Source organism: Streptomyces sp. A0642, assembly GCF_004795105.1.
Classification (GTDB): Bacteria; Actinomycetota; Actinomycetes; order Streptomycetales; family Streptomycetaceae; genus Streptomyces.
The window spans coordinates 157,355-179,131 of sequence record NZ_SSBL01000006.1 but is presented as its reverse complement, the minus strand read 5'-3'; the positions used below and the strand labels follow the sequence as shown (position 1 = coordinate 179,131).

Genomic DNA, 21,777 nt, shown 5'->3' with positions numbered 1-21,777 from the left:
CGGGGAATCCGTGGCCGCACACGGGGGCGGAACACGCTGACACCCGGAGGGATGGCTTTGACTCCCTCAAGGGCCGGGGGCCGGGCGAGCCGCCACGCGCCGCTGGCGGGCCGGCTCGGACAGGCGGTGTCCGCACCGCTGAGCAGGCTGGCTCGGACAGGGGGTGTCAGGATATTCCCATGGATGTCCGCATACGGAACAACATAGCGATTACGGGCCGGGACGGGGGCCCGGTGGTCATGCTGGCCCACGGATTCGGCTGTGACCAGAACCTGTGGCGTCTCACGGTGCCCGCACTGGAGGAGCACTTCCGGGTGGTCCTCTTCGATCACGTGGGGTCGGGGCGCTCCGATCTGTCCGCCTGGGACCCCGAGCGCTATTCGACCCTGGACGGTTATGCGCGGGATGTCATCGAGATGTGCCAGGAGCTGCGGCTCGGGCCCGTGGCCTTCGTCGGGCATTCGGTCAGCGCCATGATCGGTGTCCTCGCCGCCGTGCGGGAGCCCCGGCTCTTCGACAAGCTGGTCCTCCTCGCCCCCTCCCCCTCGTACATAGACGACGGTGACTACCACGGCGGCTTCAGCGAGCAGGACATCGACGAGCTGCTCGAGTCGCTCGAAAGCAACTATCTCGGCTGGTCCGCGACCATGGCACCGGTGATCATGGGCAACCCGGACCGCCCCGAACTGGGTGAGGAGCTCACCAACAGCTTCTGCCGAACGGATCCCGACATGGCCCGGGTCTTCGCGCGAGCCACCTTTCTCTCCGACAACCGGGCGGATCTGGCCAAGGTGACCGTGCCGACACTCATCGCCGAGAGCGCGCGCGACACCATCGCCCCGCGTGAAGTGGGTGCATTCGTCCACGCACAGATCCCCGGCAGCCGCCTGGTCACTCTGGACTCGACGGGTCACTGCCCCCAGCTGAGCGCCCCCGAGGAGACGAACCGGGCGATCATCCCCTTCCTGCGGGAGTCATGACGGTGCACCCGGGCGGCGAGGAGAGCGACGGGCTGTGGGCGGCAGGGGACCGCGAGCAGGAACAGCTGTCGTTCTCGGCCCTGTTGGAGGACAGTACGGAAGACCTGTACGAGAACGCGCCCTGCGGCTACCTCTCCACACTCATGGACGGACGGATCGCCAAGGTCAATGGGACCTTGTTGAAATGGCTCGGCTACCGCCGGGAGGACCTGGTGGGCCGCAAGAAGTTCCCCGACCTGCTGACCGTCGGCGGCAGGCTCTACCACGAAACGCACTTCGCGCCCCTGCTGCGCATGCAGGGGGAGATCAGCGGCATCGCGCTGGAGCTCAAGGCCGCCGACGGAAGCCGACTGCCCGTACTCGTCACCTCCGTGGTCAAGCAGGACCGCGACGGCGAACCGTTGCTGATCCGCACCACGCTCCTGGATGCCCGGGACCGACGCACCTACGAGCGGGAGCTCCTGCGTGCGCGACAGGAGGCCGACCGCGACCGGGAACGGTTGCAGCGCCTCGCCACGACCCTTCAGCGCACCCTGCTCCCGCCGGCGCTCGAACCGGTTCCGGGCCTGGACGTCGCCGCGCACTACCACTTCGCGTCATCCGACGAGGTGGGCGGGGACTTCTACGATCTGTTCCCGCTGGCCGACGGTCGCTGGGGCTTCTTCATGGGGGACGTGCGCGGCAAGGGTGCCGACGCGGCCGTGGTGACGTCGTTGGTGCGGTACACCCTGCGCGCCGCAGCCGTCTCCGATCCGGAACCGGCTGCGGTCCTGGCCAACCTCAACACCGCGCTCAACCTGCAGGCGCAGGACGACGAGCCCCGGTTCTGCACGGTCATCTTCGGCCTGCTGGCCCCCGGCGGGAACAGCACGGGATTCCACGTCGTCCTGGCCGGCGGCGGCCACCCCCCGGCCGTCCTGTTGCGCGCGGACGGCAGTGCCGACTACCGGCCGACGCCGGGCGGCCAATTGGCAGGGGTGGTCGAGGACGCCCAATTCACCACGGTCACCGTGGATCTCGGTCCCGGTGACACCCTGCTGCTCTACACCGACGGTCTGACCGAAGCGCGTACGCCGAACGCGGGCGAACGCTTCGGCGACGAAGCTCTTCTCGACTTCGCCCGGGCCCTCGCACCGGCCTCGGCAACCGGCGCCGTGAAGGCTCTCACCGGGCTCCTGGACTCGTTCGGCGAAGGGCTCGACGACGACACCGCACTGCTCGCGATGAGTGTGCCGCCCGTCGGCGACTAGCGGCTCGGAGCCGCAACGGCCACGGGGCACGCCGGCTCCGGCCGTGAGCAGGACATCGTGGCCGAAAGGCCAGGCCTGGAACCCGAACTGAACGGGGACGTTCCGGAGCGGTGACCCACGGACCCCATCCGAAGTCGTACGGCCGCGTCCTGCCTGCCGGCGCTCCCCGGGACCGTCCGAGCGACCGCGCGCAGAGTCCGTCTCCTCGTTGGTGGGTGGGCAGCGGGCGTCGATGCCGGTCCGATCCGCCCCGGCAGGCCAGACTGGCGGCCATGGCAAAGGAGCGGTTGCACTTCGACGGATGGATCGGAGCCCTCGGTACGACCTCGGGAACGCGGCTCGTGTGGGGGCATTGGCCACGGTCCCCGTTCGGGGCGTTCAGCGACGTCATGATCGAGCAGCCGGACGGAGAGCGCCGTCTGCTCGCGCCCTCCCGCCGGATCGCCGACTTCGTCGCAGCCACCTACACGTTCGAGCGCGTGGAAGTGCTCCCGGTGCAGGTCAGGTCAGAGGGGAACCGTTGGTACGTCAGGGCGGGGCCGCTCGTGCTGGACGTCGTGACCGGTTCGCGGACCGCTCTGGGACTGCTGCTGCGCACGGTGCCCGCACCCCTGGCCCGCAGTCGCACGTGGGCCGCCGTCTGCGACGTACCGGCTCGCCTGCTGCCCGGTGTCCGCACGCTGGGGAGCGCGGGCCCCGACCGTCGCGAATGGTACGGGGCCCGGGATCTGCACCGAGTGCGAGCGGCGAGCGCGATCCTCGGGGGGCGGCATCTCGGCGCGCTCGCCCCCGTCGACCCGCCGGTCGCCTTCGGGTTCGGGTCGGCGCCCCGCGCCCCTTCGGTGGTCCGGGTCACCTCCACCGTGGAGATCGCCGTGGGCCCGGTTCACCGGCCCCCCTCCACGGCCTGACTGGCGCGGTCCCTCGTAGGACGTCGGATCGCGGTAATAGGGGCGTGCTCGGCGGCCGGGGCCGGCTCTGCGTGGACCTGGGACTGCGCCGCCGGCGCGGCGGGCGGCTGACCGGCCTCCGTCGGCAACGACGCTCCGGAGCACAGCAGCGCGGGGTGGCACCGGCCTGTTGGCCGGTGCCACCCCGCGCTGCTGACTGGTCGTCGATGACTACCAGCGGTACCAGCGGCCACGGCGGCCGCCCGCTCCGGCGGAACGCATGACGAAGCCGAGCAGCCAGACAGCGAGCACGATCACTGCCACGATCCACAGGGCCTTCAGTGCGAATCCGGCACCGAAGAGAACGAGGGCGAGCAGGAGAACGAGAAGCAGGGGAACCATAGTTATCAACCTCCAGGACATCGAGTGCCCTGGTCAACGCCTCTTATGCATCCGACTTCGCGGGTTTCTCCGAGCGGTCCGCGAACGCCGTGACCCACCCGCGGAAGGCGGTGGGCCGTTCCTCAGCCCCCTTTGTACGGGGCGGAGGCAAGGGCTGCGGAGGAGGCAGGGTCCCTCGAGCGAGCGCCTCGCGCCCGCGTCCCGCGGCATGGCCGCGCGACACTGCGGCACGTACGTCCGCAAGCCCTCCGGGTCAACGGCTCTTGCGCACCCGCGCCGCCGCGCGTGCTTCCGCCGCCTTGCGGGCGTCGGCGGCCTTGCGGGACTCCTTGGGGCGGCCAGGACGGGTGCCCATGCCCCGGAAGGCCACATTGCCGCTGCCCTTGCCTTCGATCGGCGGGCGCTTCGCCCCCGTGATGGCGGTCAGCTTCTCCTCGCCGGAGCGCACCTGGGTGACGGTGGGCCGGATGCGGGCGTCGGTCATGATCCGGTTGACGTCCCGCCGCTGGTTGGGCGTGACCAGGGTGACCACGTTCCCGGCCTCCCCGGCGCGGGCCGTACGACCGCCACGGTGCAGGTAGTCCTTCGCGTCGGCCGGCGGGTCGACGTTCACGACGAGGTCGAGGGCCTCGATGTGAATTCCTCGGGCCGCGACATTGGTGGCCACCAGCACGGTGATCTCGCCCTCCTTGAACTGGGCGAGCGTGTGTGTGCGCTGCGGCTGCGACTTCCCGCTGTGCAGGGCGGCAGCCCGCACACCGCTGGCCCTCAGGTGCCGGGTGAACTGGTCCACGCCGGCCCTGGTGTCCAGGAACATCAGGACCCGGCCGTCCCGCGCCGCGATTTCCGTCGCGGTGGCGTACTTGTCGGCGGGGTGGACGTTCAGTACGTGGTGTTCCATCGTGGTGACCGAGCCCGCCACACGGTCGAGCGAGGCCACTGCGGGGTCGTGCAGGTAGTTCCGCACCAGCTGGTCGACGTTGCGGTCGAGCGTGGCCGAGAACAGCAGCCGCTGCCCGTCGGGACGCACCTGGTCCAGGATCTCCGAGACCTGCGGCAGGAACCCCAGGTCGCACATCTGGTCCGCCTCGTCGAGCACGGTGATCCGTACCTGCTCCAGATCACAGAACCGCCGCGATACCAGGTCGGCCAGCCGCCCGGGCGTGGCGACGACCACGTCGGCGCCGGCCCGCAGCAGCGCCGCCTGCCGGTTGATGGCAAGCCCGCCCACCACCGTCGCCAGCCTCACGTCGAGCGTCTGCGCATACGGGGCGAGCGCGTCGCTGACCTGCTGGGCGAGCTCCCGGGTCGGCACCAGGACCAGCGCGCGCGGCCTCTTCGGCTCCGCTCGCACCCCTGCCGTCCTCGCCAGCAGCGCGAGCCCGAAGGCGAGCGTCTTGCCGGAGCCGGTCCGCGCGCGGCCGAGGACGTCACGGCCGGCCAGCGCGTGGGGCAGCGTCGCCGCCTGGATCGGGAAGGGCTCCGTCACGCCGAGGCGGGTCATCGTCGCCGTCAGACTCGACGGCAGCCCCAGCGCCTCGAAGGACTCGACCGGGAGCAGGCCGGAGGCAGCCGTCTGCTGCGGGGTGAGTTCGCCCTTCGGGGCGGACTGCTTGGCGTTCATGGGGAACCTTCCTCGGCCTGGCGCCCGGAACGCGCCGGGGCCCGTACCCCTCGGTACGGGCCCCAACGGTTTCGAAGCGTGTCCCCCAGTTTACCAGTGGCCGCCCCGGCACAGTCCGGACCGGTCGGCCCCCGGCCAAGGTCACCGGCTGCTTGACGCGGGTGCCCGGGGCGAGCCTGTCCCGGCGGCCGGCGACGACAGACCGGTGTTGCCGCTGAGCCCGGCGAGCGGCAGGAGGCCAGGCCGGCAGGAGCCGACGAACACACCGGCCTCTACCCGTCCACCTGCCCCGCCGTGCCCCGGCATCCGCGTCCTTCCGCGTCGTCGAGCGCGGCCCCTGGCTCAGCGCTCCGTCTGCTTGAAAGGCGATCAGGGCACGCCGAAGACGTTCAGAACACGCCGCCCGCAGCCGTCCGCTCCGCCAGCCTCTGGAACTCGCCGAGGTCGTAATTGGCAAGAACCGAGTCGAGATTGGTCAGGGCTCCCAAGTGCTCCACGAATCCCTGGGGGTCGTACTCGATCTGCAGGGTCAACCGGCTCGACTCGTCGTCCAGCCGATGGAACGTGACCACACCGGCATGGTGGACGCCCTCCGTCGTCTTCCAGGCGATCCGGTCCTCCGCCACGACCTCGGTGAGTTCAGCGACGAAGCTCTTGTCGACCCCAGGCAGGGCGAGCTTCCAGGCAAACCGGCGCTCGTCCAACGGATCGACGCGCTGGACATGGCTCAGGAACTTGGGCCACTGCGTCACATCGCTCCACAGGGCCCAGCTGACGGCGACCGGGGCCTTCATATCTACGGTCTCGACGATCGAGGAGGACATAAGGACTCCTTCGTAGGTTCGCGGTGTTATTGATCAAGCGACGGAACGCACCGTCCGCGCCGCACAGCGGAACGAACACGCCTCTCGGCGAATCAGCCGGATGTGGCCAGCGTGAAGGGGTGACCGGCTGGATCGGAGTAGAGGCGGGCGTCTCGCACGCCCCCGTTGTTCTTCGTGTCCAGAGGACGCGCGCCGAGACCGACCGCCTCGCGCTCCGCCTCGTCCATATCCTCGCGCGCCACCAGAAGCAGCAGGTGAGCCTGCTGGGAGTCATCGGGCCTCGGCCAACTCGGCGGCGCGAACCCGTGGTCCTTCCGGATCGCGAGACGCACCCCTGCCTGCCCCACTACCTCGAGGGTCTCGGGCTGGGGGCCGACGCGGACCTCCGCATTGAGCAGCGCGGCATAGAAGTCGGCCAGTTCCTCCGGCTCCGCGCAGTCCAGCACCAGCACACTCGACTTCGGTACCGCCATGGCCATCCTCCCTTTTCACTGCCTCCGGGCTCCGGACGTCGTGTCGCCTACCCCCGCGCAGGGGCAGCACACCCGGGAGTGCGGGGCGCCCGGGACCAGGGCCTCTCATGGGATCAAGCCGGGCTCGCGCGGTCCGGCACGCGCATCTGCCGCGTTGTCGTGGGTCACCCCGGCTCCGCCGTGACTCCCTCCCCCCCCGTCCGGCTTCCTCGTACCCACGAGAGCGGGCCACGGGGCTCACGGGTGACGGCCGGCCCGTTCCGTACTCTGGAGGCATGCGCATGCGCCCCACCCTGAGCTGGTCTCCCACCGAAGATCTGCCCCCCGCCATCACTGATCTGGAGCCGGTCGCCGATGCGCTGAGCACCGGCGGTGTGCTGGTGCTCAGCGGGGCGGGTATTTCCACCGAGACGGGGATCCCTGACTACCGGAGCGAGGGCGGGAGCCTGAGCCGGCACACACCGATGACCTATCAGGACTTCACTGCCAGCGCCCAGGCCCGTCGCAGGTACTGGGCGCGCAGCCATCTCGGCTGGCGAACCTTCGGGCGTTCCCGCCCCAACGCCGGACACCGGGCGGTGACCGCGTTCGAGCGGCATGGACTGCTCTCGGGTGTGATCACCCAGAACGTCGACGGTCTGCACCAGGCCGCGGGCAGCAGGGACGTGGTGGAACTCCACGGAAGCCTCGAACGAGTGGTCTGCCTTTCCTGCGGCACCTTCATCTCGCGCCGCGAGCTCGCCCGGCGGCTGGAGGAGGCCAACAGCGGTTTCGATCCGGTGGCTGCCGCGATCAATCCGGACGGTGACGCCGATCTCACCGACGAGCAGGTCGGGGACTTCCACGTGGTTCCCTGCACGGTCTGCGGCGGCATCCTCAAGCCAGACGTGGTGTTCTTCGGCGAAGCGGTGCCCGCGGAGCGGGTCGAGCACTGCCGCGAACTGGTCCGTGACGCCGCCTCGCTGCTGGTCCTGGGCTCCTCGCTGACAGTGATGTCCGGCCTCCGGTTCGTCCGCTACGCGGCTGAGGCCGGGAAGCCCGTCCTGATCGTGAACCGGGACCCGACCCGGGGCGACCGGCACGCCGTCGCCCGCGTCGCGCTGCCGCTGGGGGCGGCCCTCACCACCCTGGCCGTGGAACTGGGCATCGCGGTCGACGGCTAGGCGTCGCGGCTGCTGGAGCAGTGGCTGCAGCACAGCGCCTTGCTGCGCGGGCATGCCCCGGCCGAGCTGGCCGAGCGTGTGTGGCTGGTGACGCGGCAAGGCAGGCTGGCCCGCGCGGCCTAACCACTCGCCTCGGGTCGAGGGCGATCGCTACCTGTCAGCCGCGACCCCGGCACAGCAGGCGGTGGTCGATCCTCCGCAGCGAGCTGAGCACGCTCAGCCGCGAGTTCCCGGCGCCGATCCCCGACGAAGGGCAGACCCGGACGGTGCCAGGAGCGTTGTCCCCCTACCTCGGCTCGGCGCTGAGTAGCTGGACTGGCTATGGGGCCTGACGCCGCTATCGACTCCGGTATCGGCAGATGAGGCGGCGCCGCCAGCCGAGGGCCAGACCTGTGCTGCGGCGTATGCGGAGGCAGGAGGATGAGTGAGTCGCAGTGCGGCGTTTCACGGATGCCGGGTAGCCGTGCGTCGGTGAGGTGGCCCTACCGCGTTTCGGGGGACTCTGCGGATGGGCAGGAGCCGGATGTGCGGCGGCGAGACCGGGTCGGAAGCTGCTGCCCCCATCGTCTCGCCGCCGGTGCCCCGCACCGCTTTCCGCTGCCGGCCCCCACCCGGGCCTCCCGAGTACCTCTCAAGAAACAGGCCTGGACGGAGCATCGGCATCTGTGCTTGCACGGGAGCCCGACCACCCCGCGGAGCTGGCGGTCTGTCCCAGCGGCTCGCGCTCCGCAGGGCGCTACTCGGTGCGCAGTGCCGTGGCCGTACGTGCCTTGGCGGCCCAGCCGGCCGGGATCAGTGCGCCCAGCATCGCGATCACGACGCCGCCGAGCCCCAGCAGGAGCAGTCGGAAAGGCCCGTACACCTCGAGGACAAGCGACGGCAGGCTGGTGCCCACGGCACTCCCCATCACCGGCATGACGACGCTGTGCAGCGCGTACCCCGCCGGCACGCCGATCAGCCCGCCGATCACGCCGATCACGGCCACCGAGGCGAGCACGAGACCCATGGTCTGCCGCGGCGTCATGCCGATCGCCTTGCAGACGCCCAAGTCGTGGATGCGTTCCCTGGTGTCAAGAACCACGGAGTTGAGTACGCCGAGGCCGGCCACGGTGATCAGCATGAGGGTGAGCACCGCCGCCATTGCGGCCATGACGAGGATGACGCCGTCCTGCCCCTCTTCGGTGCTGGTCGTGGCGTCGCCGCCCAGCGGCTGTACGACCGCGGCGACCTTCTGGGCGTACTCGTCGGCGGAGACGCCGGACTTCGTTTCGACGAGGAAGGTACGGGGCTCGGCCGACTTGAAGTCGGCCATGTCCGCGTGGACCTTCAGCCGCCTGCCCGAGGTGTCGAAGGACTCGCCCACGATCCGCAGGTTCGCAGTCTCCTTCTCGTAGGTCACCCGCACCGTGTCACCGATCTTGGTGCTGGTCCTCTCCAGGAAGCGCGAGGGCACCACGATCTGCCCCTTACCGGTGATCCAGTGCCCGGAGAGCATCTCGTAGCCGCCGGAGCGCGAGTCGCCCTCGTAGAGGCTGGCCTGAACCGAGCCGGAGACCCCAGCCACGGCGACCTCGATCTGGGCCTTGCCGTAGTACGAGTCCATCCCCGGCTGCGACGTGACGGCGGACCGCACCTTCTCCGGGTCGGCGACCTTGGGCTTGTTGGACGTGCTCGCCGCACTGTTCTCCACGGGAGGGGGGCCGGACTCGCTGCCGCCGGGGGGAGGCGGATCTCCCGCGTCGCCCCCCACAGGAGGAGGCGGCGGGGGAGCGACTTCGATCGCCTTGGTCGTCGTGACCGTGACCGCGGCGCGGTTCTCGGGGTCCTGCGAGGTGCCGATCGCGTTCAGGGACGAGGTCAGCCCCACCGCGAACGTCGCCGCGGCCGTGCCGAAGGCCACCACGAGCAGCATCGCGAGGGTACGTACCGGATGCGTGAAGGGGGCGGCGAGACCGTAGGTCACCGGCCGCGGCAGCGGCAGCATCCCCGTCACCCGGTGCGCCCACCGACCGCGCCCCGTGCGCGGCGCCCGGCCGACCGCGATGGCCTCGACCGTCCGCAGCCTTCCAGCCCGCAGCGCGGGAATCAGCGCCGCGAGCCCCACGACGACCAGGGCGGCGGCCGGCACGGCGACATCCACCCACCAGGCCACCGAGAGCGAGACTCCGCCGTACACCGGCTCGGTGTCGGACAGCAGTGGCACTGCCAAGAGATTGCCCAGGGCGACACCCAGGCTGATGCCGACGATGGCCGGGATCAGCGCCTGGGCCACGTAGGCGCGTACGACCTCGCGCGGGGTGAAGCCGATGGCCTTGAGGATACCGATCCTGCGCAGGCTGGTGCCGACCGCGCCACTGATCACACTGCTGACGATGATCACCGACATCACGATGCCGAGCGCGCCGAAAGCCATGACGAACGGAACGGTCGCCGCCGCACCCTGATCGGCGGCGCGCTTGGTGTCCAGCCAGGACTGGGTCCCAAGGAGCGTCGCGGGACCGACGGAGTCGGCGAGCTCCTTCCGGTCGGCGAGGATCTGCTGCTTCGTGCTCGCGGAGTCGAAGCGGTAGAGCATCTGACTCGCGACCGGGTAGCCCTTCGAGGCCAGCACATCGACCTGCGCGGGGGCCGCCCAGGCATCGGCGGTCCTGCTGGCGGAGACGGCGAAGCCGACGATCGAAAGGGTCGGAGCATCCTTGGCGTCCGACGTCCTCATGGGGGTGCCGATCCCGAGGGCGGGCCCCTCGAACGACGCGTCGAGCACGATCTCGCCCGACTTCTGCGTCCACCGGCCCGACTTCAGATCGACCCGGTCCACGGCGCCGTCAGGGCCGGACCGCCCGACCAGAGTCAGCGTCGGCAGTTGGAAGCCCGACCGGTCCACCGGACGGACCGACGTGGACGGGTACGGTCCCGCGCTCGCGGCGACGCCAGGCAGCTTCCTGGTCTTCGCCAGCTCCGCCGCACTCGCCTTGCCCGGATCGAACTGCGCGATGATGTGCGCGCCCCGCTGCTTCTTGAAGGCCGTGTCGAAGGGGGCGGCCGCGGCGACCATCAGCGATCCTGCGACCACGGCCGATGCCACGGCCATCATCGTGGCCACGGCGATCCCCACGGTCCGCACCCGCCGCCTGCCGACGCCGGAGCGTACGATCCGGCCCAGCGCGCCGGTACCGAACAGGCTCACCGGACGGCCTGTGCGTACGTGTCGCGGGCGAGGTGGCCGTCGCTCAGGTGGATCGTGCGGCTCGCGCACGCCTCCGCGAGGGACAGGTCGTGCGTCACCAGGACGATCGTCTGTCCTGCGCGGTGCAGATCAAGGAGCAGGTTGCGGACGGCGTGGCCCGAGGCGGTGTCGAGGGCACCGGTGGGCTCGTCGGCGAGGAGCAGCGCGGGCCGGTTGACCAACGCCCTGGCGACACCGACTCGCTGGCGTTCACCTCCGGACAGTCGGCCAGGGTAGGCGCGGGCGTGTTTCTGGATGCCCAGCATCTCCATGAGCTCACCCGCGCGGGCCGCGGCCGCGCGTCGGCTGCTCCCGGTCAGCTGGGCCGGGAGTTGGATGTTGTCGGTGACGGTGAGGTCGTCGAGGAGATTGAAGAACTGGAAGGCCATGCCGATGTGCTCGCGACGGAACTTGGCCAGGGCGTGCTCGCTCAACTGGTCGATCCGTTGGCCGGCAACGATCACGGCGCCGTCGGTCGGCTTGTCCAGGCCGGCGACGAGGTTCAGCAGCGTGGACTTGCCGCTGCCCGAAGGGCCTGTCACGGCAAGGGCCTCACCCCTGGTGACGCTGAGGGTGAGCGGTCCGAGCGCAGGCGCACCCGCGCTGTCGTAGCGCTTCGCCGCACCCTCCAGTTCGATCACTTGATGCATATGAGTTGTCCGTTCTTGCGGTCGCGAGAGGCACATGCCGTTGCCGGTCCTGCGAACCTAGGGGGGGCCGCGTACGGGGCGCGTCGGCCGCGGAACCAACATCAGGTCCTTCCTGCGGAGGATTCAGCCGTGGGGTCATCCCTGAGTAGGAGGCCTATAGGGCAATGCCTCGGCCGGACAGGTGGACGCGGGCCGGGCGGCGAGCGCAGCACAATGCACAGATGGAGACGGACGACCGACCTAGCCGGCATCGGCAACTCATCGACGCGCTACGCCCGGAGGCGAAGGCCGCTCCGCTGTCCCGGCGAGCGGTGCGCGCCGATGTGGTGCTGGCGTTCGTACTGACCGTCATCGCCCTGGTCGTGGCGGTGCGCTATCCCGGCGACGGGCCGGTGAACAGCAGCCCCCCTGCGATCGACGTGGGGACCGGGGTCCCGGCCCCACCCTCGCCGCCCGACCCTGGTCAGTTGCCCGTGGAGGAAGAACCCTCCTCGGTGCCTTGGGCCCTGGTCGTCCTGTCGACGCTGCCGCTGGCAGCCCGGCGCCGGTATCCGCTGACCTTGTTCTTGGTAGTGCTGGGCGCAGCACTGGCCATCGGCAGCTCCGCCTCCTGGATCACTGTCCTGGCCTGTGTCATCGGCGCCTACAGCGCCGTCGTATACAGCCGTTTCCGGATAACGGCGATCGCCGTCCTCGTGATCGCCGCCGCGCTGTCCGGTTTCGCGTTCCGCAACGCGGACCCCGTGCTCCCCGGATGGTCCAGCCCGGGCTTCGTGCTCCTGGTGGCCGGGATGCTGGCCAGCCTCGTCCGCCTTCTGCAACTTCGGCTGGCGTCCAGCCGGGACCGGATGACAGAACTGCGGGCCGCTCAGGAGGAGGCCACGCGCCGCGCCGTCGAGGAGGAGCGTGCCCGCATCGCCGCCGAACTGCACGACGTCGTCACCCACAATGTGAGCGTGATGGTGATCCAGGCCGGCGCGGCCCGCAAAGTAATGGACATGGCGCCCGAGCAGTCAAAGGAGGCACTCCTGGCCGTCGAGGCGGGCGGTCGGGCCGCCATGGCCGAACTCCGTCACGTGATGGGCCTGCTGGCCGCCCCGGACCACGAGAGGCCCAACGGCCTGGAGCCCCAGCCCGGGCTCGCACAACTCGAGGCGCTCGCCGCACGAGTGCGCGCCGCCGGTACGCCCGTGAGTGTCGCGGTGTCGCTCCCGCCGGATCCGCTTCCCCCGGGTCTGGACCTCGCGGCATACCGCGTCGTGCAGGAGGCACTGACCAACACGATCAAACATGCGCGCGGCGCGCAGGCGTCCGTCGCCATCGGCTACACGGACGCCTATCTGGAGATCGAGATCACGGACACCGGCGGCACCAAGGATGCCTCGCCGACGCAGAACAATGGCCGGGGCCACATGGGGCTGCGCGAACGGTTGGCCGTCTACAAGGGCGAGCTGACGGCCGGACTCACCCACGCGGGCGGCTACCGGGTCACCGCCCGCATCCCGCGGAGCACCGTATGAACAAGGTCCAGCCACCGCTGCGTGCCGTCATCGCCGACGACCAAGCCCTCGTACGCACCGGCTTCAAAATGATCCTGGCCGCGGACGGCATCGAAGTGACGGCCGAGGCCGCCGACGGGGCCGAGGCTGTCGCAGCGGTGCGCCGTACGCAACCCGACGTCGTCCTCATGGACATCCGGATGCCGCAGATGGACGGCATCGAGGCCACCAGGCGCATCATCGGCAACGCCGGCCCGGCCGGAACGCGGGTCATCATCCTCACCACATACGACCTTGACCACTACGTCTACGCCGCGCTCACAGCCGGCGCCAGCGGCTTCCTGCTCAAGGACGTCACCCCCGAACATCTGGTCTCCGCCTTGCATCTGGTGCAGACCGGCGACGCTCTCCTCGCGCCCACGATCACTCGTCGGTTGATCGAGCGCTTCGCCCCTCACGACGAACCGCAGACCATCGCCCCGCACCGCGATCTGTCCGGCCTGACCCCACGCGAGCTCGAGGTGCTCCGCCTCCTCGCGACGGGCCTCAGTAATGCCGAACTCGCCTCCCGGCTGTTCCTCAGCCCGACCACGGTCAAGAGCCACGTCGGCCGCATCCTGTCGAAGCTGGACCTGCGCGACCGCGTCCAGGCCGTCGTCTTCGCCTACGAGACGGGGCTGATCGCCCCAGGCGGGGGCGCCTCGTAGATGATCGATGCAAGGTCAGTGGTCGTAGCCGATCAGCTCGCGCCCCTCCCGGGCCCCGCCGCGGGCCCACTGCCCGAGGCCACGAGAACGTGGGCGCGCCGGCAGGTCGTCAGGGAGGGGCCCGCGTGAGGCGGCCCGCGCCGCCCAGGGGGCGGCAGGGGCCGCCTTCGGGTGGTCAGCAGACGTAGGTCAGTAGACGTAGGGCCAGCCGGCGGAGTCGTAACCGATCCAGTTGATGCCCAGGAGCGGGGTGCCGTTGTCGGCGTAGTAGTGGTAGTTGAGGATGTCGTGGTCGGTGTCGGCGAAGACACTCTGGCCGCCGGGCCCGTGGACACTGCCGTGGCCGGCCAGGATCTCGGTTCCGCCGCCCGCCGTCAGCGCGACTCCGTTGCGGTCGGTGTAGGGGCCGGTGACGGACGTGGACCGGCCGACCATGATGCGGTAGGTGCTGGACGCGCCCTGACAGCAGTAGTCGAACGACACGTACTGGTAGTAGTAGGTGCCATGGTGGAAGATGTACGGCGCCTCTATGGGACCGCCGTTGCGGCCGGCGAGGGAACGGATGGCCGTGTCGGCGCGCAGGCCCGAGGAGGGGTTGAGGGCGATCATCTTGATGCCGGACCAGAAGGATCCGAAGTCCAGCCACCAGCGGCCCTGGGCGTCCACGACGAGGTTGGGGTCGATGGCGTTGAAGTTGTCCGTGCTCTGCGAGGAGATGACCAGGCCGCGGTTGGTCCAGGTGCCGGGGTCACCGCTGGGGCTGGTCGCCAGGAAGATCGCTGAGTGGTTGGAGCCGAAGGTCGAGGCCGCGTAGTACATGTAGTACTGGCCGTTGTGGTACGAGAGGTCCGGGGCCCACAGGCTGTGCCCGTTGTTGGTGTAGGCGTACGTCCAGGGCGCACCGCCGGGGAACGCGGAGCCGGTGTTGCGGAAGGCCGTGCGGTCCGGGGACGTCTTCAGGCCGATGTTGTCGCCGGTGTAGGCCACCAGGTAGCCGCCGTTGGGCCGCTTGGTCATGGACGGATCGTGCACACCGGTGTCACCGGTGACGGCCCCGGGGCCGACGTACGTGGCCGCGGCGGCTGCCGGGAACTGCGCGAGTGCGCCGAGCAGGACGGTTACCAGGGCTGCGACCAGCAGCGTGTTCACCGGTCGGCGGGTCGGGGTGGCCGGGCTCCTTCGTAAGCGTCTCGACATGCGAGGTCTCCTTCGTCGGATGAAGTGGAACGGATACGACCGCGCAGCTTTCGGCACGCCCCGGCCGAGGAGGCCGGACGCGTCGGCCCCGACTGGCCGCGGCGCGGGACAGGCGGATCCGGTGGTCCAGGTGGTGACGACGGGTCGAGGCGCAAGGGGACTCGCACTCCCAGGTCGGCGCGGCGTAGGTGGGGGGACGCGACTCACGGGCGAAGCGGCGGGAATTGTTAGCGCTCCCGAGCGTGGCGAGGCACACCGACTCATGTCAAGAGGAAGGACAACATCGCCCGCTCAGCCAAGGCGCCGGGCATTCGCAGGGCTGGAACCAGACCTGCGCCGCGGTGGGTGTCACAGCACGCCACGATGCTTCGAAGCCGCCGTGTGGAATGTTTTGCCTGGTCAGACCGGCATTGCATCATCTGAAAGCATCTCGGTGACCCGTGGAGCAGCCCGCGCCCGTCCCGTGCGGATGGACGATGCCACGCGGATCGCTGCCACTGTGCGGGGCGGCGTGCCGGCCTGAAGGGCGAAGACATGACAAGCACCGGGCCCTCCGAGCGAGTCCGGATATCGCTCGATCGGAGCCGTTTGAGCGCACGCTCACATTGCACGGGCGGCACTTACGACGGACTCTGCGCGATGCCTTGACGCCTCCCTCAAGTCGCCTCATAGTCAAAGCCGTTCAGCCTCCGGTACCTGCGGAGTGCAGGTGGAAACAGAGGCTCCACGACGCGACGGGTTGTTAGCGCTAACAACCCGGGTGCGGACAGACCGCCGACTCCCCCGCGTTCCGTGGTGGTCCCGCACGGCCGGGCTTCGCCGGCCATCGTGCCCGTCCGCCATCTGTCCGGCGCGATCGGCACCCCAAAGGAACGCGACGCCCCCACAACGGAAGAGGTCCCATGAAGGCTCGCTCACTGATACGGCCGCTGCGAAGAGCCCTGCTCGCGGTGGGCTCCGTCCTCCTGCTGGTGACCGGCGTACTGGTCGGCACCGCGGCCTCGTCGCAGGCGGCCAGTTCGCTGCCGTGCGATATCTACGCGGCGGCCGGCACCCCGTGCGTCGCCGCCCACAGCAGTACGCGAGCGCTGTACTCCTCGTACGGCGGGCCTCTGTACGAGGTGCAGCGTGCCTCTGACCGGCGTACGGCGAACATCGGGCTGCTGACGGCCGGGGGTTACGCGAACGCCGCCGCCCAGGACAGCTTCTGCGCCGGCACGACGTGCATCGTCACCGTGATCTTCGACCAGTCGCCGCGGCACAACGATCTGACCATCGAGGGCCCGGGAGGCGCGGGGGGCCAGGATGCCGGTGTCCCCGCGGACGCGTTGCCGGTGACGGCGGGCGGCCACCAGGTGTACGGGCTGTCCTTCTCGGGACAGATGGGATACCGGGACAACACCACGTCCGGCGTCGCCACCAACGGCCAGCCCGAGGGCATGTACATGGTCACGTCCGGCACCCATGTGAACAACCGCTGCTGCTTCGACTACGGCAACACCGAGGTCACCAACTACGACACCGGCAACGGCCATATGGACGCGATCAACTTCGGCACGGAGTGCTGGTTCTCGCCGTGCAGCGGCTCGGGCCCGTGGGTGCAGGCGGACCTGGAGAACGGCCTCTTCCAGTCCGACGCCGGCTACAGCAAGAACTCCGCCAACACCGGCAACGGCAACCCGTTCGTGACCGCCCTGCTGAAGAACAACGGGCAGAACTACTTCGCGCTCAAAGACGGAAACGCCCAGAGCGGTGGCCTGACCACCCGTTACGCGGGACCGGAACCCACCCGGAGCGGCTACTCCCCGATGCATCAGGAAGGCGGCATCGTCCTCGGGACCGGCGGCGACAACAGCAACGGCTCCATCGGCAGCTTCTTCGAGGGAGTCATGACCGCCGGTCTGCCCAGCGACGCCGCCGACAACGCCGTACAGGCCGGCATCACGGCCGTCGGCTACGGCGCGCCCAGCCCCGTCGCGTCCGGCAGCCTGACCGCCGGCTCCACCATCTCCCTGCGGGCCACCACTCCCGGCTACACCGATCGCTACCTCCGCCACCAGCTCGACGACGCCGTCACCTCCGTCATCGGCTCCGGCAGTCCCGCACTGGACAAGAACGATGCCTCGTGGATCGTGCGACGCGGCCTGGCCAACGCCTCCTGTGTGTCGTTCGAGTCCCGCAACTTCCCCGGTGACTTCCTCCGGCACTCCGCGTACCAGCTCCACCGCCAGCCCATGGACGGCAGCGCCGTCTTCCGCGCCGACGCCACCTTCTGCCCGCAAGCCGGCAAGAACGGACAGGGCACCTCGTTCGCCTCGTACAACTACCCCGACCGCTTCCTCCGCCACTACAACAACACCGTCTACATCGCGAGCAACGGCGGAACCAACCCCTTCGACAACGCCAACTCCTGGGCGAACGACGTGAGCTGGGCCGTGAACCAGCCCTGGACGCCGTAACCCGGCGCGTCACCGACCTCACCGGGCGGCCCGGTTCCCGACGACCAGCGGGAAGCGGGCCGCCGCTCCGAGCGGAGAAACGGTGGCGCGATGACCGAATACGAACGTTCACGCACCGCCCTCGGGGGAGAACGCCGCGGCCCCTGGGGCGGCGGCCGTAGTGCCCTCCGCTCTGTTCGGTCCGCGGAACGAGACCGGCATGAGCGAGGGGGGCGCGGGCGTGCCCGCCCGCGTCCCGTCCGGCCCACCGGCGGCTCCGGGTCCGCTGAGGAACGCCGTCTTTGCCCGCCGTCCCCGCGGGGTGTCGTTGTTGCACGGCGTGCAGGAGCCGGCCCGGCAGTAACGGGGCCTTGAGGCACCTGTGACTCAACCCCGCGCGCTGGTCCGGACACCTCCAGGGCGAACCCGGACGACCGGGCTACGCCGCCGAACGGAGGATTCGTCCCTGCTCCCACCTGTGCCTTCTCATGGTGACGGGGAGAGTCCGGTTAGCGTCGGGCCCAGTTGTCATGGTTCCGCAGTACCCGTCGCCCATGAGCAGGCGTTCATGGGCGGCCGCGCTGTTCAGAGGCTTGCAGGGGCCAGGACGATCACCTCCGGTCCCGCACGGTGCGGGGCCGGTTTCGAGTCCCCTTGGAGGACAGACATGGCCAGCGGAACCGTCAAGTGGTTCAACGCGGAAAAGGGCTTCGGCTTCATCGAGCAGGACGGCGGCGGACCCGACGTCTTCGCCCACTACTCCAACATCGCCGCCCAGGGCTTCCGTGAGCTCCAGGAAGGCCAGAAGGTGAACTTCGACGTCACCCAGGGCCCCAAGGGTCCCCAGGCGGAGAACATCACTCCCGCCTGACCCCTGTCACACAGCCCGCCCCGAGCGTTCGCCGGAACCGAGCCCGCCCGGCCGTTCGCCGGGCGGGCTCCTTGCGCCGGCACGGAGCCCACGACGACTGCCCCGAACTCCCGGCGGTCGTCCTGGGTCAGGTGTGCTGCGGGTGTCCGAAGAGCACGTCGTAGCCGGGCGGGAGCTGGAGCAGGATCTGCTTCATCAGGTCCTCCCCCGCGCAGTCCGCCACCACGCTGAGCACCGCGCTGACATCCCACGTCGCGGTCTGCTCCGTGGCCCCCTCGATCCACGCCGCGGTAGCCCGGATGAACCGCTCGGGCGGGAGCGGCTCGTGTGCTTGGAGCGGATTGAGCAGCACGAGCGAAAACGTTTCGGGCAGCCTCGCGGCGAGCTCTGCCCGGGCGTCGCCCACCAGGTGGGCGCCCAGCAGGGCCAGCACCACGCGTCCCGCCCGCTCGGCCTCATGGGGCGAGGCGTAAGCCCCGCGGTCCTGCACCGCCGCCAGAAATGCGTCCCATCGCATCGGCATGCTTCCTCCTGGGGTCCAGGGGGCCGCGAGCGCGGTCACGGCCCCCGTACCGGCCTGCGAGCCGGGTCAACTGCCGCTGATCTGCTTCGCGGAGGAGTCGCCGCCGATGGCGATCTTTCGGGGCTTCGGCTGTTCGGCGACCGGGATCCGCAGTCGGAGCACGCCCGCCTCGTAGGCCGCGTCTATGCGGTCGGTGTCCAGCGTCTCACCCAGGAAGAGCTGGCGGCTGAAGACTCCGGTCGGCCGTTCCGCGATCAGAACGTCCGCGTCCTGGCCGGCGGACGGATGCCGTTCGGCCCTGACCGTCAGCACGTTCCGCTCGACGTCGAGGTCGATGGATTCCGGTTCCACGCCGGGCAGGTCCAGCTCGACCGTGAACGAGTCGCCGTCACGGAAGGCATCCATGGGCATGGCCGCAGGTCGCGCGGCGGTGCCGAGGACCTGCTGGGTGAGGCGGTCGAGTTCCCGGAACGGGTCCGTGCGCATGAGCATCTCTGTGACTCCCTTCCCGAACGATGGCGGGGATGCACATGAGGACACCACTGGTATACCTCGGCGGAGAAAAGCTGACAAGACAGACTCAACCTTGCCGATCGGCGCTGGTCAGAGGGGGCCCTCAGCCGTCTCGGCGGGCGTTTCCCCCGATGCCCTGACCGTCCGGCGCGGGCATGATCCACGTGGGGGCGAAGACGGGGCCCGGGCCTGCGGGCGGCCCGGCCGCTTACGCGTGCCGGACCGCCAGGGAGAACCAGGCTTACCGCTACCGCCTGGTTCCCCCTCTCCGGGAGAGCGGCCGGCGGCCGCGACCCGGGCCGACGGGCGTGCCCCGGCCGCGTTCAGGGCCGGCTGTGTCCGGCGGGAAGAGTGCCGAAGGCGCGCACGAGGACGGCGTACGCCACCGAGGCGACGACGATGCCGGCGGGCAGCGCCAGGTCCACGCCGCCGAGGGCCTGGGCGGCCGGGCCCGTGTAGACGGTGTTCACGCACAGGGCGGCCGCCGTGACGCCGGCCGCCAGGGCGAGGGCCCCGGCGGGGTTGACCCCGGCGGTGTACCAGAAGGAGCCGGCCGGTGTCTCGTCCATGAGCGCGGGGCCGTCGTAGCGGTTGCGGCGCAGCAGGATGTCCGTGGCGTAGACGGCCATGGAGGGGCCGAGGAGAACGACGGTGAGCTGGAGGACGTTGCCCACGGTGTCGAGGAAGTTGGATATGAGCAGCCCGTAGAGGGTGAGGGAGACCGCGGCGATACCGTCGACGAGCACGCTGCGGGTGCGGCGGATGCGTATGCCGACGGCCTGCAGGGCGAGTCCGGCGCTGTAGGAGGTCAGTGCGTTGATGGCGATCGTGCCGAGGACCAGGGCCAGCAGGAAGAACGGGAAGAACCAGGCCGGCAGGATCGTCGCGAGACCGGTCTGGGGGTCGCTCATGTCGACCGCGGTCGCGGCGCAGGCTCCGAGGGAGCAGACGATGACGCTCGGCACGAAACCGCCCAGGGCTGTCCAGCCGAGAACGGACTTCGCGGATGTGGTGCCGGGCAGGTAGCGCGAGAAGTCGGCGCTCGTGGTGTAGGACAGCGGTCCGGAGCCGATGAGGGCCACACCGGCGACGAGGACCGACCAGAGGCCGACGCCGCTCAGCGGCGCGTCCGGGGTGTAGCCGAAGTCGGTGTGCCCGAGCACCGGGACGGCGGCCACGGCGAAGACCGCCGTCAGGACGAGGGTGATCGGCAGGTACAGCCTGGTGATCAGGCCGTGGCCGTAGACGCCGATGGCCAGGGTGAAGGCGGCGATGACCACGACGACGGCGATCTGTACGCCGGTGGTGGCGGTGATGCCCGCCTTCTCCACCAGGGAGAAGGCGACGGACGCGGCGGCGGCCAGGTTGAGGGCGAAATAGCAGACGGAGATCAGCCAGCCGACGATCGCGTTGTTCACCCGGTTCCCGAGGACTCCGTACATCGCACGGGTGATCACCTCGCTCGGGGCGCCCGCGGCCGGGCCGGAGACCGCGAGGAGCCCGGTGAGCAGCCAGAAGAGATTGCCCACCACGATGACCGCGAGGGCCTGCCGGAGGCTCAGCCCCATGAGGACCAGGGCGCCGCCGGTGACGAGGCTGAGGTAGTTGACGTTCGCGGCCGCCCAGATGGAGAACAGTTGCCGCGGGCGGCCGTGGCGCTCCTCGTCGGCGATGTGGTCGATGCCGTGTACCTCGGTGCGGCCCGCCCGGTCGGAGCGGGCCGGTACCGCCTCGTCCGCAGCGTACGGGCCTGGTTGCGGGTCGGGAATCGTGGCTGCCATCGAGCTCCTCCGGAGGCTGCGTACCCACCTGGTTGTTTATTGGTCGCAAACTCAATAGCATCGATTCCATGCCGTCAAGCGTCTCGCACAAGCGAATCCGTAGAAGTCCCGCCGCAAGACGTGCGGAAATCGTTGCTGAGGCCTCGATGGTCGCTCTACGGGAAGGGCTGGAGTGCATCACGCTCCGGCGGATCGCCGAGGAACTGGGCGTGCGGCCGGGGCTGATCAGCCACTACTTCCCCGCCGTCGAGGACCTCGTCGCGGAGGCGTACGGTGACGCGGCCGGCGGCGAGCTGGACAGCCTCCTTCCGGCCGACCGCGCAGGCGCCACCCCGACCCAGCACCTGGCCCGGTTCTTCTCCCGGGCGACGGGGGCGGCGTACGACGACATCAGCCGGCTCTGGCTCAACGCCCGGCACCTGAGTCGATACCGGCCCCTCCTGCGTGACCGCGTCGCCGCGCAGGAGAGCGCCTGGCGCGGCCGGCTCGAATCGCTCATCCGCGAGGGCGTGGCCCAGGGCGAATTCCGCGGCCGTGACACCGAGGTGGCGGCCATGCAGATCCTTGTCGTCATCGACGGTCTGGGCGCCCACGCCAACGCCGCCCCCTCGGACCGGCCCCCCGAGATCGCGCGGATGGCCGTCCTCACGGCCGAACGCGAACTCGGCCTGGCACCGGGGGCCCTGAGCATCGACGCCCCGGCCGAAACCACCACGGACGCCACCGACGCCACCGACGCCACCGACGCCACCTCGAACTGACCGCC

The 21,777-nt window shown here is 70.1% G+C and carries 19 protein-coding genes; 9 read left to right on the top strand and 10 right to left on the bottom strand.

The genetic code is table 11. The features are described 5' to 3' along the window. Positions 1-179: 179 nt before the first annotated feature. The 3 genes from E6R60_RS14430 to E6R60_RS14420 all read left to right on the top strand — a co-directional run bounded on the left by E6R60_RS14430 (position 180) and on the right by E6R60_RS14420 (position 3,141). A complete protein-coding gene (locus E6R60_RS14430) occupies positions 180-980 on the top strand; it encodes an alpha/beta hydrolase (RefSeq protein WP_136326947.1) in 801 nt (266 codons plus the stop codon). Then, positions 977-2,230 carry a SpoIIE family protein phosphatase gene (locus E6R60_RS14425; RefSeq protein WP_136326946.1) on the top strand — a complete coding sequence of 418 codons (1,254 nt, stop codon included), beginning with the start codon at positions 977-979 and terminating at the stop codon, positions 2,228-2,230. Before E6R60_RS14430 ends, E6R60_RS14425 begins: the two co-directional genes overlap by 4 nt. Before the next feature lie 272 nt (positions 2,231-2,502). Next, positions 2,503-3,141 carry a hypothetical protein gene (locus E6R60_RS14420; protein ID WP_136326945.1) on the top strand — a complete coding sequence of 213 codons (639 nt, stop codon included), beginning with the start codon at positions 2,503-2,505 and terminating at the stop codon, positions 3,139-3,141. A gap of 210 nt (positions 3,142-3,351) precedes the next feature. Here the strand turns inward: E6R60_RS14420 and E6R60_RS14415 are convergent, their stop codons facing one another. The 4 genes from E6R60_RS14415 to E6R60_RS14400 all read right to left on the bottom strand — a co-directional run bounded on the left by E6R60_RS14415 (position 3,352) and on the right by E6R60_RS14400 (position 6,443). Continuing rightward, positions 3,352-3,522, bottom strand: a complete 171-nt coding sequence (locus E6R60_RS14415; protein ID WP_136326944.1) for a hydrophobic protein — start codon at positions 3,520-3,522, stop codon at positions 3,352-3,354. A 253-nt stretch (positions 3,523-3,775) separates the two neighbouring features. Continuing rightward, a complete protein-coding gene (locus tag E6R60_RS14410) occupies positions 3,776-5,146 on the bottom strand; it encodes a DEAD/DEAH box helicase (RefSeq protein ID WP_136326943.1) in 1,371 nt (456 codons plus the stop codon). A 389-nt stretch (positions 5,147-5,535) separates the two neighbouring features. Then, positions 5,536-5,970, bottom strand: coding sequence for an SRPBCC family protein (locus tag E6R60_RS14405; protein WP_136326942.1), 435 nt, complete (start codon positions 5,968-5,970; stop codon positions 5,536-5,538). Positions 5,971-6,062: 92 nt separating this feature from the next. Further along, positions 6,063-6,443, bottom strand: a complete 381-nt coding sequence (locus E6R60_RS14400) for a VOC family protein (RefSeq protein WP_136326941.1) — start codon at positions 6,441-6,443, stop codon at positions 6,063-6,065. 275 nt (positions 6,444-6,718) lie between these two features. Here E6R60_RS14400 and E6R60_RS14395 point away from each other — a divergent pair, with 275 nt between their 5' ends. Continuing rightward, entirely contained in the window at positions 6,719-7,606 is an 888-nt protein-coding gene (locus E6R60_RS14395; protein WP_136326940.1) for an NAD-dependent protein deacetylase, read from the top strand. Positions 7,607-8,342: 736 nt separating this feature from the next. Here E6R60_RS14395 and E6R60_RS14385 read toward each other — a convergent pair. Together E6R60_RS14385 and E6R60_RS14380 are read right to left on the bottom strand one after the other, a co-directional pair. Then, entirely contained in the window at positions 8,343-10,793 is a 2,451-nt protein-coding gene (locus E6R60_RS14385) for an ABC transporter permease (protein ID WP_136326939.1), read from the bottom strand. Continuing rightward, positions 10,790-11,482: an ABC transporter ATP-binding protein gene (locus E6R60_RS14380; protein ID WP_136326938.1), complete on the bottom strand. Its 693-nt coding sequence runs from the start codon at positions 11,480-11,482 to the stop codon at positions 10,790-10,792. Before E6R60_RS14380 ends, E6R60_RS14385 begins: the two co-directional genes overlap by 4 nt. Before the next feature lie 221 nt (positions 11,483-11,703). Between E6R60_RS14380 and E6R60_RS14375 the strand changes: the two genes are divergently transcribed. Together E6R60_RS14375 and E6R60_RS14370 are read left to right on the top strand one after the other, a co-directional pair. Next, positions 11,704-13,002: a histidine kinase gene (locus tag E6R60_RS14375; protein WP_136326937.1), complete on the top strand. Its 1,299-nt coding sequence runs from the start codon at positions 11,704-11,706 to the stop codon at positions 13,000-13,002. Further along, the gene (locus E6R60_RS14370; protein ID WP_136326936.1) at positions 12,999-13,688 is read left to right on the top strand and encodes a response regulator transcription factor; all 690 of its coding nucleotides are present in this window, start codon (positions 12,999-13,001) and stop codon (positions 13,686-13,688) included. The genes E6R60_RS14375 and E6R60_RS14370 overlap by 4 nt, the downstream gene beginning before the upstream one ends. 189 nt (positions 13,689-13,877) lie before the next feature. On the opposite strand, the gene E6R60_RS14365 is transcribed toward E6R60_RS14370, so the two are convergent. Then, the gene (locus E6R60_RS14365) at positions 13,878-14,885 is read right to left on the bottom strand and encodes an arabinan endo-1,5-alpha-L-arabinosidase (RefSeq protein ID WP_136326935.1); all 1,008 of its coding nucleotides are present in this window, start codon (positions 14,883-14,885) and stop codon (positions 13,878-13,880) included. Positions 14,886-15,787: 902 nt separating this feature from the next. Here E6R60_RS14365 and E6R60_RS14360 point away from each other — a divergent pair. Both E6R60_RS14360 and E6R60_RS14355 read left to right on the top strand, forming a co-directional pair. Then, positions 15,788-17,344 carry an alpha-L-arabinofuranosidase B gene (locus tag E6R60_RS14360; protein ID WP_136326934.1) on the top strand — a complete coding sequence of 519 codons (1,557 nt, stop codon included), beginning with the start codon at positions 15,788-15,790 and terminating at the stop codon, positions 17,342-17,344. A gap of 646 nt (positions 17,345-17,990) precedes the next feature. Then, positions 17,991-18,194 (top strand): cold-shock protein, encoded by a 204-nt coding sequence (locus E6R60_RS14355; RefSeq protein ID WP_136326933.1) that lies wholly within the window; start codon positions 17,991-17,993, stop codon positions 18,192-18,194. A 127-nt stretch (positions 18,195-18,321) separates the two neighbouring features. Here the strand turns inward: E6R60_RS14355 and E6R60_RS14350 are convergent, their stop codons facing one another. The 3 genes from E6R60_RS14350 to E6R60_RS14340 all read right to left on the bottom strand — a co-directional run bounded on the left by E6R60_RS14350 (position 18,322) and on the right by E6R60_RS14340 (position 21,011). Then, positions 18,322-18,717, bottom strand: coding sequence for a DUF2267 domain-containing protein (locus tag E6R60_RS14350; protein WP_136326932.1), 396 nt, complete (start codon positions 18,715-18,717; stop codon positions 18,322-18,324). 66 nt (positions 18,718-18,783) lie between these two features. Beyond that, positions 18,784-19,209, bottom strand: a complete 426-nt coding sequence (locus E6R60_RS14345; protein WP_136326931.1) for an Hsp20/alpha crystallin family protein — start codon at positions 19,207-19,209, stop codon at positions 18,784-18,786. A gap of 344 nt (positions 19,210-19,553) precedes the next feature. After that, a complete protein-coding gene (locus E6R60_RS14340; protein WP_136326930.1) occupies positions 19,554-21,011 on the bottom strand; it encodes a cytosine permease in 1,458 nt (485 codons plus the stop codon). Positions 21,012-21,079: 68 nt separating this feature from the next. Between E6R60_RS14340 and E6R60_RS14335 the strand changes: the two genes are divergently transcribed. Continuing rightward, positions 21,080-21,772, top strand: a complete 693-nt coding sequence (locus E6R60_RS14335; protein ID WP_136326929.1) for a TetR family transcriptional regulator C-terminal domain-containing protein — start codon at positions 21,080-21,082, stop codon at positions 21,770-21,772. The last annotated feature ends 5 nt before the right edge of the window (positions 21,773-21,777 follow it).